We start from the raw sequence: 13,478 nt of genomic DNA on the forward strand, positions 1-13,478 counted from the left end.
CACGGCCATGGTTCATGCTCCGATCACCTGCTGGAACCGCTGCTCGTAGATGCGTTCCTGCGCCTCGTTGAGCGCCATGAACACCTTCGTGTTCGCCAACGTGGACTCGCTGGGGAAGATCAGCTCGTTCTCCGCCAGCTCCGGGTCGATGTTCGCCATCTCGTCCTGGGCACCGACCACCGGGCAGATGTAGTTGACGTACGCGGCCAGCTCGGCAGCCACCGCGGGCTCGTAGTAGTAGTTCATGAGCATTTCGGCGTTGGTCTGGTGCGTGGCCTCGTTGGGGACCTGCATGTTGTCCGACCACAGCATCGCGCCGGACTCGGGCACCACGAACTGGACCTTCTCGTCCTCGAAGTTCAGCTGGATCACGTCGCCGGACCAGCCGACGCACGCCGCGATGTCGCCCTTCGCGAGGTCCTGCGCGTAGTCGTTGCCGGTGAAGCGGCGGATCTGCCCCGAGTCGACGGCCGCCTGCAGCGTGTTGAGCGCGCCGTCGAACTGCTCCTCGGTGAAGTCCGACGGGTCGTGGCCGTTCGACCGCAGGATCAGGCCCATGGTGTCCCGCATCTCGGAAAGGCACGTGACCTTGCCCCGTAGATCGGGCCGGGTCAGCAGCTCCTCTACGGTACGGACCTCGCTGGTGACGTTGCCGTTGAACGCGATGCCGGCGAGACCGCTCTGCCACGGCACGGCATACTCGGTCTTCCTGTCCCACGGGCGGCCACGCAGCTGGGGCAGCAGATTAGCGTCGACGTTGGGGAGCTTGTCCTTCCGGAGCGGCTGCACCCAGCCGAGCCGGATCATCCTCGCCGCCATCCAGTCGGTGAGGACGACGATGTCCCGGTCGATCGCCTGGCACGTGGAGAGCTGGTTGCGCACCTTGCCGAAGAACTCGTTGTTGTCGTTGACGTCCTCCTGGTACGTGACCTGGATGCCCGTCTGGGACATGAACGCGTCGAGCGTCGGCCGCTTCGACTCGTCGTCCTCGTCGACGTCGATGTAGAGGGGCCAGTTGGACACGACGAGCGACTTGTCGGAACCGGACTCGTCGGTGGCGCGGCACGCGGCCGGGTCCTGGCGGGTGCCCGGCATGCCGCAGCCGGTGGCCAGCAGACCCGTCGCGGCCACCAGGCCACGCAGGACGGTCCTGCGGGACGTTCGGTTCTGTCCCGACAGAACTGCCGCCGCCTCCGGGGAGAGCGGCGTGGGGGCCCTGGTTCGCATGGCGACTGATACTGACACGCACTTTCCCAGTGGACAAGGGATTCCGTTGTCACGGTCGCGCTACGCAACGAAATACGCCAGACTCATGGCCGTAATCAGGGAGGTTTGATGGCGGATCTCGACGACGTCTCCAAGGCGATCATCGAACAGCTGCAGGAGGACGGGCGTCGCCCGTACGCCACGATCGGGCGGGCCGTCGGGCTCTCCGAGGCCGCCGTGCGCCAGCGCGTGCAGCGCCTGCTAGACGCCGGGGTCATGCAGATCGTGGCGGTCACCGACCCGATGCAGCTGGGCTTCCCCCGGCAGGCGATGGTCGGCATCCGCACGTCGGGTGACCTGGAGACGGCCTCGGACAGGCTGGCGGAGATCCCCGAGGTCGACTACGTGGTGATCACCGCGGGCTCGTTCGACCTGCTGGCCGAGGTGGTGGCGAGGGGCGACGACCACCTGATGGAGATCCTCAAGAAGATCCGCGCGGTCGACGGGATCACGAGCACCGAGACGTTCGTGTACCTGAAGCTCCGGAAGCAGACGTACTCCTGGGGCACCGTCTAGCCACGAAATCCGCAGCGGTTCACCCGATCCACCGAGCTTCACGCTTGCTGATCGCCGGTTTATGTGCGGTAATCGAAGCATGGCCGACAACCTCTGGATGCACTTCACGCGTATGTCGTCGTACGCGGACGCGCCCGTGCCGACCATCGCACGCGGCGAGGGCCCGTACATCTGGGACACGAACGGCAGGCGCTACCTCGACGGGCTGTCCGGCCTGTTCGTCGTGCAGGTCGGCCACGGCCGCGAGGAGCTGGCCGACGCGGCGGCCAAGCAGGCTCGCGAGCTGGCGTACTTCCCGATCTGGTCCTACGCGCACCCGAAGGCGGTCGAGCTGGCCGAGCGGCTCGCGACACTGACCCCCGGCGACCTCAACCAGGTGTTCTTCACGACCGGCGGGTCGGAGGCGGTCGAGAGTGCGTGGAAGCTCGCCCGCGCCTACTTCAGGCTCGCGGGCAAGCCGACCAAGCACAAGGTCATCTCGCGGGCCATCGCCTACCACGGCACCTCGATGGGCGCGCTGTCGATCACCGGGCTGCCCAGTCTGAAGGCCGACTTCGAGCCGCTGGTGCCCTCGACGATCAGGGTGCCCAACACGAACCTGTACCGGGCGCCCGCCGGGACCGCTGGACCGGACGGCACCGACGCGGAGGCGTTCGGCCGCTGGGCGGCGGACCGGATCGAGGAGGCCATCCTCTTCGAGGGCGCGGACACTGTCGCGGCCGTGTTCCTGGAGCCGGTGCAGAACGCGGGCGGCTGCTTCCCGCCGCCACCCGGGTACTTCCAGCGGGTGCGGGAGATCTGCGACCGCCACGACGTGCTGCTGGTGTCCGACGAGGTGATCTGCGCCTTCGGCCGCCTCGGCGAGTACTTCGGCGCCACTCACTACGACTACCAGCCGGACATCATCACCTGCGCCAAGGGCCTGACCAGCGGCTACGTCCCGCTCGGCGCGATGATCGCGAGCGACCGCCTCGCCGAGCCGTTCCGCCACGGCACCAACTCGTTCGCCCACGGCGTCACCTTCGGCGGTCACCCGGTCGCGTCGGCCGTGGCGCTCGCGAACCTGGACCTGTTCGTGCGGGAAGACCTCAACGCACACGTGCGGAAGAACTCGCCGCTGTTCCGGTCCTACCTGGAGCGACTGTCCGACCTGCCGATCGTCGGCGAGATCCGCGGCGACGGGTTCTTCTTCGGCATCGAGCTGGTCAAGGACAAGAGCACGAAGGAGACCTTCTCGGACGACGAGGCCGAGGCACTCCTGCGCGGCTACCTGTCGAAGGCGCTGTTCGAGAACGGCCTGTACTGCCGCGCCGACGACCGGGGGGACCCGGTCATCCAGCTGGCGCCGCCGCTGATCTGCGAGGAGACCCAGTTCGCCGAGATCGAGGGCATCCTGCGGGAGGTCCTGACCGAGGCGTCGACACGGCTCTGGCCAGCCCGCCCCCGAGGTATCCGCTAACCACTGCCTGGTCCGGCAGCCGGGCCCGGGCCCCCGAGCTTCGCCCTGCCAGGTCCGCCCGCCTTTCCCCTGCCCTGGTCGTCGCCGGGACCCCGGCCGGGGCTGAGGTCGGGGCTGACGGCGTCCTTGGGCGTCTCGGCCGGGGCGCCGTCGTGGTCGACGGGGTCGACCTCCTCCGGCGGGACGCTCCCCTCCCGCGTCTCCCGCGTCGGCTCGGGCGACGGGGTGTCCGATGTGGACTTCTGGGACGGGGTGGCCGTGCTCTCGATCTTCACGGGGTCCACCACCGGCTCCTCGAAGAGCTGGAGCTGGCCGACGGTGAACACGAGCGTCCCGATGACGACCGTGGCCGCGGCGGCCACGCCGGCGAACACGCGCCGCGAGCGGGCGAGGACCGGCGAGACCATCGGGACCGTCTGGCCTGCCTGCAACGCACGCAACAGGTTCACACACTGTCCCGCGTCGGGCCGCTTCTCCGGATCGGTCGCGGTCATGGCGGTCAGCACGGCCTGCCAGTTCGGGCCCCAGGTGTCCGGTACGTACGGCGGCCTCGCCAGCCTGGCCAGCGCCATCTCGACGTCGGTGCCCGTGTACTCGGGGTGGCCCGTGAGGCATTCCAGCAGCACGAGCCCGAGCGCGTAGACGTCGACGGGCGGGCCGGGATGGCGGCCCTCGACCTGTTCCGGCGCCAGGTACCCGGCCGTGCCGACGAACTCCTTCGAGTCGGTGATGTTCGCGGCACCCAGGGCCTTGGCGATGCCGAAGTCGGCGAGGTAGCAGTCGTCCTCCTCGTCGAACAGCATGTTCGACGGCTTGAGGTCGCGGTGCACGATGTCGCGCGCGTGGATGTACTCGACGACCTGGGCGACCGACACCCCGATCTCCGCGACCCGCGACGGACCGAGCGGGCCGATGTCGAGCCGGTCCCTCAGCGTGCCGCCCCTGGCCAGACTCAGTACCAGGAAAGGACGTTCACCGTCGAGACTCACGTCGAAGACGGTCAGCAGCCCCGGGTGCGAGAGGCTCCCGAGCAGCTCCGCCTCGGAGATGAACCGCTGCATCCCGGTCCCGGACGGGAACGCCCGGTACCGCTTGATCGCCACCGCCCGCTGGAGGCGCAGGTCCCACGCCTCGTAGACATCGGCCATCCCACCCCGACCTAGCCGGGGCCCCAACTGGTACCGGCCGTCGAGGATCACGGGTTGCGGTTACCCACGTCACTCGGTGTGGAAACGTGTGCGCTTATGGTTGATCTGGACGATGTGGACGCTGTCGTCGTGGGCGCGGGCCCCAATGGACTCGTCGCGGCGAACGTGCTGGCCGACGCGGGTTGGCGGGTGCTCGTCTGCGAGGCGGCGCCGGCCCCGGGCGGCGGGGTGTCCTCTTCGGAGCTCGCCGCGCCCGGGTACGTCGCCGACCACTGCAGCGCGTTCCACCCGCTCGCCGCCGCATCACCCGCACTGCTGTCCCTGCGGCTCGAGGACCACGGCCTGCGGTGGCGGCACGCACCCGCCGTGCTCGCACACGTCTTCCCCGACGGCAGGCACGCGGTCATGTCCCGGCGCACCGAGGACACCGCCCGCTCGCTCGGCGGCTTCAGCCCCGCCGACGAGGAGGCCTGGCACACCGAGGTCGCCTACTGGCACCGGGTCCGCGACGACGTGCTCGCCGCCCTGCTGACGCCGTTCCCCCCGGTGCGTGCCGGGCTGCGGCTGGCACGCACACTGGGCGCGGGTGACCTCCTGCGGCTGGCGCGGATGCTGACGCTGCCCGCACGCACGCTGGCCGACGAGCGGTTCGCGGGCGACGGCGCGAAGGCCCTGGTCTCGGGCTGCGCCCTGCACACCGACCTCGGTCCGGACGACGCGGCGGGTGGCGTGTTCGGGTGGCTGCTCACGATGCTGGGCCAGGACGTCGGCTTCCCCGTGCCGGAGGGCGGCGCCGGGCGGCTGACGGACGCGCTGGTGTCGCGGCTGACGTCGCGAGGAGGCCGGATCGACTGCGCGAGGCCGGTGCGGTCGGTGGTGGTGGCGGGCGGCCAGGCGCTGGGCGTGCGGGACGCGGCGGGCGAGCTGGTGCGGGCACGGCGGGCCGTGCTGGCGGACGTGCCCGCGCCCACCCTGTACCGGGACCTGGTCGGCGAGGCCCACCTGCCCGCGCGGCTGGTGGCCGATCTGGCGAGGTTCCGGTGGGACCACGCGACGGTCAAGGTCGACTGGGCGCTGTCCGGCCCGATCCCGTGGTCGGCCGGCGAGGTCGGTGGGGCCGGGACCGTGCACCTCGGCGCGGACGTCAACGGGATGGCCGACTTCGCGAACGACCTCGCGTGCGGTCGGCTGCCACGCGACCCGTTCGTGTTGCTCGGGCAGATGACGACGGCGGACCCGACCCGCTCGCCTGCCGGTACGGAGGCGGTGTGGGCGTACACGCACGCGCCGCGCGGTCTGTCGTGGACATCCGGCCTCCTCGCGGGGGTGGCGGACCGCATCGAGGGACTGGTCGAGGCGCAGGCTCCCGGTTTCCGGTCCCTGGTCGTGGGGCGGGCGGTGACGGGACCGGCGGACTTCGAGGCGCACAACCCGAGCCTCGTCGAGGGGGCGATCAACGCGGGTACCTCGGCGATACACCAGCAGCTGGTCTTCCGCCCGCTGCCCGGTCTCGGCCGCGCGGACACGGTGGTGGACCGCCTGTTCCTGGCGGGCGCCGCGGCCCACCCCGGCGGCGGCGTCCACGGCGCGGCGGGCGCCAACGCGGCCCGCGCGGCCCTGGCCAGGAACGGCGTCCCCGGCTACCGCGTGGCCATGGCCGCGGCCCACCGCCTGCTACACGGCTGAGATCCCCGCCAGCTCGCGAAGCTCACGCAGCCCCAGTGCCGGTGTCGGCGAGCCGGTGGCCACGCCGAGGCACACGTGGTTCGCACCCGCCGCGAACTGGTCGGCGACCCGCCTGGCGATGGTGTCCACGTCGCCCGCCGCGACCATCGCGTCGACGAGGCGGTCACTGCCGCCGCCGTCGCGGTCCTCGTCGGTGAAGCCCGTCACCTCGCGGACCATGCGCCACCTCGACGGCACCATGTCGCTGTGGGCAAGCCAGCCCGCGACGGACGAACGAGCCAGCTCCCTTGCCCTGGTGCGGTCCGGCTCGAGCACAACCGACTGGTGTACCGCCAGAACCGCGTCCGGCCCCATCAGCTCCCTCGCGTACGCGGTGTGCTCCACCGGGAGCAGGTACGGGTGGGCGCCCGCCGTCCGGTCGGCGGCCAGGCGCAGCATGCGGGGACCGAGCGCGGCGAGTACGCGACGCGGCGGGGCGGCAGGCGCCGGGCCGGTCAGGCGGGCCTCGTCCATGGCCGTCAGGTAGTCGGTCATCGCCCCTATCGGCGGACGCCACCGGTCGCCGGTCATCGCTTTCGCGCCGACGCCGAGCCCCAGGACGAAACGCCCCGGGTACGCCTCGGACAGGGTGCGTTCCGCCTGTGCCATGGCGGCCGCGGGCCTGCGGTAGATGTTCGCGATGCCGGGGGCCACCACCAGACGGCTCGTCGCGGACAGCAGGAGTCCCGCCTGCGTCGGCGCGTCGCGGCCCGCCCCCTCGCCGAACCAGACCGTGCCGTAGCCCAGCTCCTCGATCTCGGTCACCGCGTCACGGACCACCGGCCACGGGTTCTCGTCGAACGCCCATGTCCACACCCCGAGCCTGCCGAACATTCGTGTCTCCTTCGCGATAAGCTGAGGACCCCTCCGCTTGAACTTACGGAGGCCCCCTCCGATTAGGCAAGGGTGGATCATGAGAGCCGACGCGCGCCGCAACTACGAGCGCCTGCTCACCGCCGCGCACGAGGTGTTCGCCGAGCAGGGCACCAACGCGTCGCTCGAGGAGATCGCCAGGCGTGCCGGGGTCGGCATCGGCACCCTCTACCGGCACTTCCCCACCCGCGAGGAACTCCTGGTGGCCCTGCTCAACGAGGGCTTCACGGCACTGCGGAAGTACGCGGAGGCTCTGCTCGGGGCGCCGGACCCCAGGGAGGCGCTGGCCGAGTGGCTCGCCCGGTTCGCGTCGGGCTCGGGGGCCTACCGGGGCCTGTCCGGCTCGGTGCTCGCCACCTCCGGGCAGAAGGACTCGCCCCTGTACGACTCGTGTCACGGCATGCGGACCGCCGGGGCACGGCTGATCACCCACGCGCAGCAGGCGGGGGTCCTCCGTCAGGACGTCGACCCGATGGACGTCCTCGCCCTCGCGGGCGCGGTGTCGTGGGTGGCGGAGCAGATGCCCGACGACGGCGGGCTTCCCGGCCGCCTGCTCGGCCTCGTGATGGACGCGCTAGCTCGATGACCTCGCCGTCACGCGCTTGAAGCCGACCAGCGCGCGGTAGCTGGGCCTCGCGGCGAACATCGCGAGGTTCCACAGCGCGGGCGTGCCGACCTCGGCACACAGGTGCAGCACCTGCTCGTCGCCGGCCCAGACACCGATGTGGGCGCCCCAGGGGTCGGGCGTGGTGTTGAACAGCACCAGGTCCAGGGGTTGTGGCACGGTCACCCGCTGGGTCGTGGCCGTGTCCGACCACAGCTCACTGGACCGCAGCTCGGGCGGCGCGAGCCCGAAGTGCCACAGCACCTCGAAGGCGAACAGCTGGCAGTTCGCGCCCTCGGCCAGCCCGGGACGCTCCCGCACCCCGGCCGCGCCGGGGTAACGGGCACCGACATACCGGACCTCCCAGAAGGTGTCCGGCAACTCGATCATCCTGGCAGTTTCACCACCGTCACGAAGAAGTCGTCGATCTGGCGGATGACGTCGATGAAGCGGTCGAAGTCGACCGGCTTGCTGACGTAGGCGTTGGCGTGCAGCGAGTAGCTGCGGACGATGTCCTCCTCGGCCTCGGAGGTCGTCAGCACCACCACCGGGATCACCCGCAGCTCGGGGTCGCCCTTCAGCTCGGCGAGCACCTCGCGACCGTCGCGCCGCGGCAGGTTCAGGTCGAGGAGGATCAGGCCCGGTCGCGGCGCGCCCTCGTAGACGCCCTCGCGACGGAGGAACTGCAGCGCCTCCTCGCCGTCCTGCACGACGTGGAGCTTGTTGCGGATCTTGTGGTGCTCGAACGCCTCGCGTGTCATCAGCACGTCGCCGTCGTCGTCCTCGACGAGCAACACGTCGATCACGTCCAGCGGGGTCGGGTCAGCCATCAGCATCCTTGTCCTCGTCGATCACGGGCAGAGTGAAACAGAACCGGGACCCGGATTCCACCGTGGCGTCCAGCCAAATCCTCCCGCCGTGGTATTCCACGATCTTCCTGCACATCGCGAGGCCGATCCCGGTGCCCGGGTAGTCGGCCTTGTTGTGCAGCCGCTGGAAGATGACGAAGATCCGCTCGGCGTACTCCTCGTCGATGCCGATCCCGTTGTCGGCGATCGCGAACTCCCAGAAGTCGCCGTCCCTGCGCACGGTGACCCGGACCTTCGGGGCCTCCTCGCCGTGGAACTTCATCGCGTTGCCGATCAGGTTCTGGAACACCGCCGTCAGCAGCGGCACCTCGGCGGACACCTTCGGCAGCGGCTCGGCCTCGATCTCCGCCCCGGTCTGCTCGACCGTGTAGGACAGGTTCGCGAGGGCCTGCGCGAGCACCGTGTCACACGAGACGACCACCGGGTCACGCACGATCCGGCCCACCCTGCTGAACGCGAGGAGGTCGTTGATGAGGATCTGCATGCGCTTCGCGCCGTCGACGGCGAAGGCGATGTACTGGTCGGCGCGCTCGTCGAGCTGGCGCTTGTAGCGTCGTTCGAGCAGCTGGCAGAAGCTCGCCACCTTGCGCAGCGGCTCCTGAAGGTCGTGCGAGGCGACGTAGGCGAACTGCTCCAGCTCGGAGTTGGACCGCTCCAGGTCGGTGCTGCGCTTGTCCAGCTCGGCGTGCGCGACCGTGAGCGCCGACAGCTCCTGGAGGATCCGCTCACGCATCAGGTTGACGTCCGCGCCCAGCTCTCGCACCTCGCGTGGGCCACTCCGCCCCACCTCGTGGCCGAAGTCGCCACGCGCGACCGTCCTGACCTCCTCGGCCAGCCGCGAGATCGGCCGGATGGCGCCGTAGCGCAACCCGATCGCGAGCGCGATGATGATCAGCGCGAACGCCACCGCCACGCCGATCAGCACGAAGTTCGTGGTGGTCGCGGCGTTGTCCAGGGTGGCGGTCGCGTCGAGGCGGGCCGTGTTGAGCCGGTCCTGCAGGTCGTCGAGTGCGTCGCGGACCTGGTCGAAGTACCCCTTGCCCTGCTCGACCGACGCGCTCGGCGCGGGCTGGCCGGACCGCGTGACCTCGGTGATGGTCGGCTGGGCGTAGGCCGTGCGCCACGTGTCGGCCCGCCCGACCACGGCCCGCAGCGCCGTCGAGGTGTCCGGCAGATCGGCGAGCAGCACGGTCAGCCTGTTCACGGACCGCTTCTGGGCGTCGACCCCGACGACGTACGGGTTCAGGATGTCCTCGTCGGCACCGAGCGCGTAGCCCCGCACGCCCGTCTCCTGGTCCACCAGCGACGACTGGAGCTGCAACGCCTGCTGCAGCGCCGGGTCGATCCGGTCGACGACCGTGGCGCGCGCGTCGGCGAGCCGCGACAGCGCGAAGCCGCCGACGATCACCGCGGCGATCAGGAACACGGCCAGCGTCGTCAGGCTGACGTTGATGATCCGCCGCAGCGGCCAGCGGGTCGCCTCAGCCATGGCTCAACGCCACCACGGCCATGTCGTCGTCGAGCTCGCCGCCGTTGAGCTGCTTGACCGCGTCGATCACGTGGTCGATCAGCAGCTCGTCGCGCAGCCCGTGGCCGATCGCCGACTCGACGAGCCCGATCAGCCCGTCGACGTCGAGGCGCCTGCTGCGTGTGCCGACGCGGCCCTCGATCAGCCCGTCGGTGTACATCAGGACGGTCCACCCTTCACCCAGCTCGACCTCGCTGCTCGGCCAGCGCGTGCCGTTGCCCACCCCGACCGGGGTGCGGACCGGGGCCTTCATCTCCCGCACACCGTCGCTGTTGATCAGTAACGGCGGTGGGTGACCCACGAGGAACAGCGTGCCGGTCCGGCGCGAGGGGTTGACCGAGAGCATGCACAGCGTGGTGAACAGGTTCGGCTGGTAACGCTCATGGGTGAACACCTGGTTCACGACCGTGAGGGTCTCGGTGGACGGGCGCTCGGCGAGCACCAGGGTCCGCCACGCGACGCGCATGGTCACGCCGAGCGCGGCCTCGTCGGGCCCGTGGCCGCAGACGTCGCCGACGACGGAGTGGACGGTGCCGTCGGCGGTCTCCACCACGTCGTAGAAGTCGCCGCCGAGGAGGAGCCGCTGGCCACCGGGCGCGTAACGCGGGGTTACCCGCAGGCCGTCCGACACGATCGGTGTCGGCAGCAGGCCGCGTTCGAGCCGGCCGTTCTCCTCCGCGTAGATCTGGGCGTCCCGGAGCTGGCGCTGTAGGCCGTCGGACCGCTCGCGCTCCACGGCGTAGCGGATGACCCGGTCGAGAAGTGGTCCGTCCACCTGACCTTTGACCAGGTAGTCCTGTGCGCCGAGCCGGACCGCCTCCTCGCCGAGGTACTCGTCGGCGAGCCCGGTCAGCACGACGACCGCGACGGAGGGGACGTTCTGCTGGAGCCAGCGAAGGCCGTCGAGCTGGTAGGTGTCGGGCAGGCCGAGGTCGAGCAACACGCACGTCGCGTTCTGCACGGCGGCCTTGGCCTCCGCGAGCGTACGCACCCGTTGCAGGTCGAAGGCCTTGCCCGTCTCGAGCAGGAGCTCCTCGACGAGGAACGCGTCACCGTCGTCGTCCTCAATCAACAGCACCCTGGTCGCCGCGGGGCTCTCACGGATCCCGCTCAACGCACCAACCATGTCCTGGCCCTGCTCGTCCCTCACTCCCCGGGTGCCGACCACGGACGGTCGATACGACTGTTCACATCCTAGTCAGACCCCGGCGACAGGTGAGTAGCGGTTCGGTCCCGCACACTGGTCTGACCTGGTCGGTAGGGAGCGGTCAGTTCCGCGAGGGCCAGCACCCACGCCGGGTCCACGCTGTAGGAACTGTGGCGGCGCATGGCGACCTTGGGGGTCAGGACGCCGTCGGAGGCGCACGGGTCCTGCAGCCGCCACTCGGTGTCGCAGCGGCGCAGGCCCGTCGCGGCGTTCTGTTCGTCCACGCACAGCCCCGGGGTGTCGATCCGGTAGGACTCGAACGGCGGTTCGGGTGTCCTCCCCCAGCTCATCACCGGGCCGCCGAACGGGTCGGTCTCCCGGAACAGGGAGATCCACCGGCCCGACAGCACGTCGTTCTTGAGCCGGCACAGGAACTCGTGGTTCACGTACGCCGGGAACGCCCGCGCGTACGCCAGCCGCAGCTGCGAGCCGTACGTCAGCAGCGCGACCTTCGAGTGGTACTCGGCGGGCAGCCGCGTGAGGGCGGCCGCGGCGATCATGCTGCCCTGGCTGTGGCCCGCCAGGACCAGGAACGTGCCCGGCCGGGACAGGTGCCACTCGATCCGGTGCCGCAGGTCCTCGATCACCTTCGGCGAGTACGGCGGGGGCACCAGCGGGTGCACCGCCGCGGGCCAGAACGACACCACGTCCCAGACCACGCAGGCGCCCCGGCGCACGGCACTGTCGCCGACGGCCCGCCTGCCCAGGTAGACCAGGAACCCGCCGAGCAGCAGCAACGCGATCGTGCCGACCGTGACGAGGTCGAGGCCGGGCAGGTCGCGGCAGTCGGACAGCCACGTGCCGCCCGGGTGGCAGACCGACGCGCCCATCTCCCCCGCCGCCTCGACCACCGCGGCGACGGTCAGCACGGTGCCCGCCGCCGCGATCGCGAAGGCGCCCCAGTGCATCGAGAACTTGAGCCGGCCCAGCCACCACGCGACGGCCACGCCCGCGACCTGACCGTCCGGCAGCACGTCCTGGGACGCCGAGTTCCGCACCTTCTCGCGGTACCCCTTCGTGGACGACGCCAGCCACACCGCGACCACCAGCACCAGCAGGACGACCAGCGCGACGGCGGCCCCCGCGGCGAACGCGATCCTGAGGTAGAACAACGGGAGCGTCATCGAGGACGGGGCGTCGTGGGGGCGGAGCAGCCGCAGGACGCCGTAGGCCAGCGCGGCCGTGAAGCCGACACCGAGGAACATGCCGAGCGCGGCCACCACCGGTCCGGCCATGCCGCCCAGGAAGCGCCGGAACGGTGGCGGTGCCGTGGAGCCGCGGGTCTGGAGCGCCAGCACGAGCGTGGCGACGATCAGCACCAGCAACGCCGTGAGCGCGAGGACCGCCGCTCCACGACCGAGGTCGCCGATGCCGGGCAGGATGCCCCGCCTGCGGCCGGGGTAGTCGGTCACGAGCGACATCGCCACGACCGAGGCGACGAGGAGCGCGACGCCGAGCCACAGCACGATGACCGGCAGGGTCGCGGCGAAGAACTCCTGCACGCCACGGCGTTCGCGGGTCGGGTCGCCGAGCAGCGCCGTGTGGACGACCGTCCACAGTGCGAGGCCGACGGCGAGCCAGTACAGCACCGGGGTGCCGCCGAAGGTGCGGGTCAGTGCCGCCGCCAGTACCGAGAGGACGGTCAGGCCCGCGGTCAGGTGCAGGTGGCGGAGCGCGGGCATGTCGCGGTCGCCGGTGAAGAACTCGCCGCCGGCCAGCGCGGTGGTCGGGTTGGGCGGGCAGGGCGCCACGGCGGGTGTGCGCAGCGGGCCGACGAGGAAGCGGATCACCAGCAACGCCACCACGACCACCGCGAAGCCGCCCGCCAGCCACCAGCGTGGGTCGCCGCCCCGGTCGTCGACGCCGGTCCACTGCCACGCGAACAGGTCGACCGCCGCCTGGGCCACGGCCAGTGCGACCAGTCCGGTGAGCACGAGCGCGAGCACACGCAAGGCGGCACGGGCCACGACCCGCGCCGTGTTGCCGCCGCCACCCGGCAGCATGAAGTACGCGGCATTGACCAGGCCGAACGGCACGAGCGCGAGCCACAGCGCCTGGCGCCAGGTGCCGGAGGTCTGCGGTCCCCAGTGGTAGCCCTCGATCACGTGCCCGTCCGCGGCACGCACCTCGTTGCCCGCGGCGTCCACCGGGCGGAAGAACCTGCCGTCCGGATCGCCTGCCACCTGCTTGACCAGCGGGTGGTCCAGCATGTCCACCGGCGGCGTACCACTCACCCCGTGGACGCGCAGTTCCACGAACATGACCCAGAGTCGCATCTCTGGG

12 protein-coding genes are annotated in these 13,478 nt (G+C 70.9%); 4 read left to right on the forward strand and 8 right to left on the reverse strand.

The features are described from left to right. Positions 1-12 precede the first annotated feature (12 nt). A complete protein-coding gene (locus tag CLV71_RS09080; RefSeq protein WP_133902187.1) occupies positions 13-1,227 on the reverse strand; it encodes an ABC transporter substrate-binding protein in 1,215 nt (404 codons plus the stop codon). Positions 1,228-1,335: 108 nt separating this feature from the next. On the opposite strand from CLV71_RS09080, the gene CLV71_RS09085 reads away from it, so the two are divergent. Beyond that, entirely contained in the window at positions 1,336-1,782 is a 447-nt protein-coding gene (locus CLV71_RS09085; protein ID WP_133902188.1) for an Lrp/AsnC family transcriptional regulator, read from the forward strand. 79 nt (positions 1,783-1,861) lie between these two features. Next, positions 1,862-3,241, forward strand: a complete 1,380-nt coding sequence (locus CLV71_RS09090; protein WP_243866313.1) for an aspartate aminotransferase family protein — start codon at positions 1,862-1,864, stop codon at positions 3,239-3,241. On the opposite strand, the gene CLV71_RS09095 is transcribed toward CLV71_RS09090, so the two are convergent. Further along, positions 3,238-4,440, reverse strand: a complete 1,203-nt coding sequence (locus tag CLV71_RS09095; RefSeq protein WP_279588717.1) for a serine/threonine-protein kinase — start codon at positions 4,438-4,440, stop codon at positions 3,238-3,240. The genes CLV71_RS09090 and CLV71_RS09095 overlap by 4 nt on opposite strands. A gap of 45 nt (positions 4,441-4,485) precedes the next feature. On the opposite strand from CLV71_RS09095, the gene CLV71_RS09100 reads away from it, so the two are divergent. Next, entirely contained in the window at positions 4,486-6,075 is a 1,590-nt protein-coding gene (locus CLV71_RS09100) for a phytoene desaturase family protein (RefSeq protein WP_133902191.1), read from the forward strand. Here the strand turns inward: CLV71_RS09100 and CLV71_RS09105 are convergent. Further along, complete coding sequence (locus CLV71_RS09105; protein ID WP_133902192.1) at positions 6,064-6,948, reverse strand: TIGR03620 family F420-dependent LLM class oxidoreductase; 885 nt, start codon at positions 6,946-6,948, stop codon at positions 6,064-6,066. The two genes, CLV71_RS09100 and CLV71_RS09105, sit on opposite strands and share 12 nt — an antisense overlap. 79 nt (positions 6,949-7,027) lie before the next feature. Here CLV71_RS09105 and CLV71_RS09110 point away from each other — a divergent pair, with 79 nt between their 5' ends. Then, the gene (locus tag CLV71_RS09110; RefSeq protein WP_133902193.1) at positions 7,028-7,573 is read left to right on the forward strand and encodes a TetR/AcrR family transcriptional regulator; all 546 of its coding nucleotides are present in this window, start codon (positions 7,028-7,030) and stop codon (positions 7,571-7,573) included. Here CLV71_RS09110 and CLV71_RS09115 read toward each other — a convergent pair. From CLV71_RS09115 to CLV71_RS09135, 5 genes are all read right to left on the reverse strand, one after another. Continuing rightward, complete coding sequence (locus CLV71_RS09115; protein ID WP_133902194.1) at positions 7,562-7,981, reverse strand: hydrolase; 420 nt, start codon at positions 7,979-7,981, stop codon at positions 7,562-7,564. The genes CLV71_RS09110 and CLV71_RS09115 overlap by 12 nt on opposite strands. Beyond that, positions 7,978-8,421 (reverse strand): response regulator, encoded by a 444-nt coding sequence (locus CLV71_RS09120; RefSeq protein WP_133902195.1) that lies wholly within the window; start codon positions 8,419-8,421, stop codon positions 7,978-7,980. Before CLV71_RS09120 ends, CLV71_RS09115 begins: the two co-directional genes overlap by 4 nt. Further along, positions 8,414-9,949, reverse strand: coding sequence for a sensor histidine kinase (locus CLV71_RS09125; protein WP_133902196.1), 1,536 nt, complete (start codon positions 9,947-9,949; stop codon positions 8,414-8,416). Before CLV71_RS09125 ends, CLV71_RS09120 begins: the two co-directional genes overlap by 8 nt. After that, complete coding sequence (locus CLV71_RS09130; protein ID WP_243866314.1) at positions 9,942-11,102, reverse strand: PP2C family protein-serine/threonine phosphatase; 1,161 nt, start codon at positions 11,100-11,102, stop codon at positions 9,942-9,944. The genes CLV71_RS09125 and CLV71_RS09130 overlap by 8 nt, the downstream gene beginning before the upstream one ends. Positions 11,103-11,182: 80 nt before the next feature. Then, complete coding sequence (locus tag CLV71_RS09135) at positions 11,183-13,471, reverse strand: alpha/beta hydrolase family protein (RefSeq protein WP_133902198.1); 2,289 nt, start codon at positions 13,469-13,471, stop codon at positions 11,183-11,185. Positions 13,472-13,478 lie beyond the last annotated feature (7 nt).

It is taken from the genome of Actinophytocola oryzae (assembly GCF_004364325.1).
In the GTDB taxonomy this organism is placed as follows: domain Bacteria; phylum Actinomycetota; class Actinomycetes; order Mycobacteriales; family Pseudonocardiaceae; genus Actinophytocola; species Actinophytocola oryzae.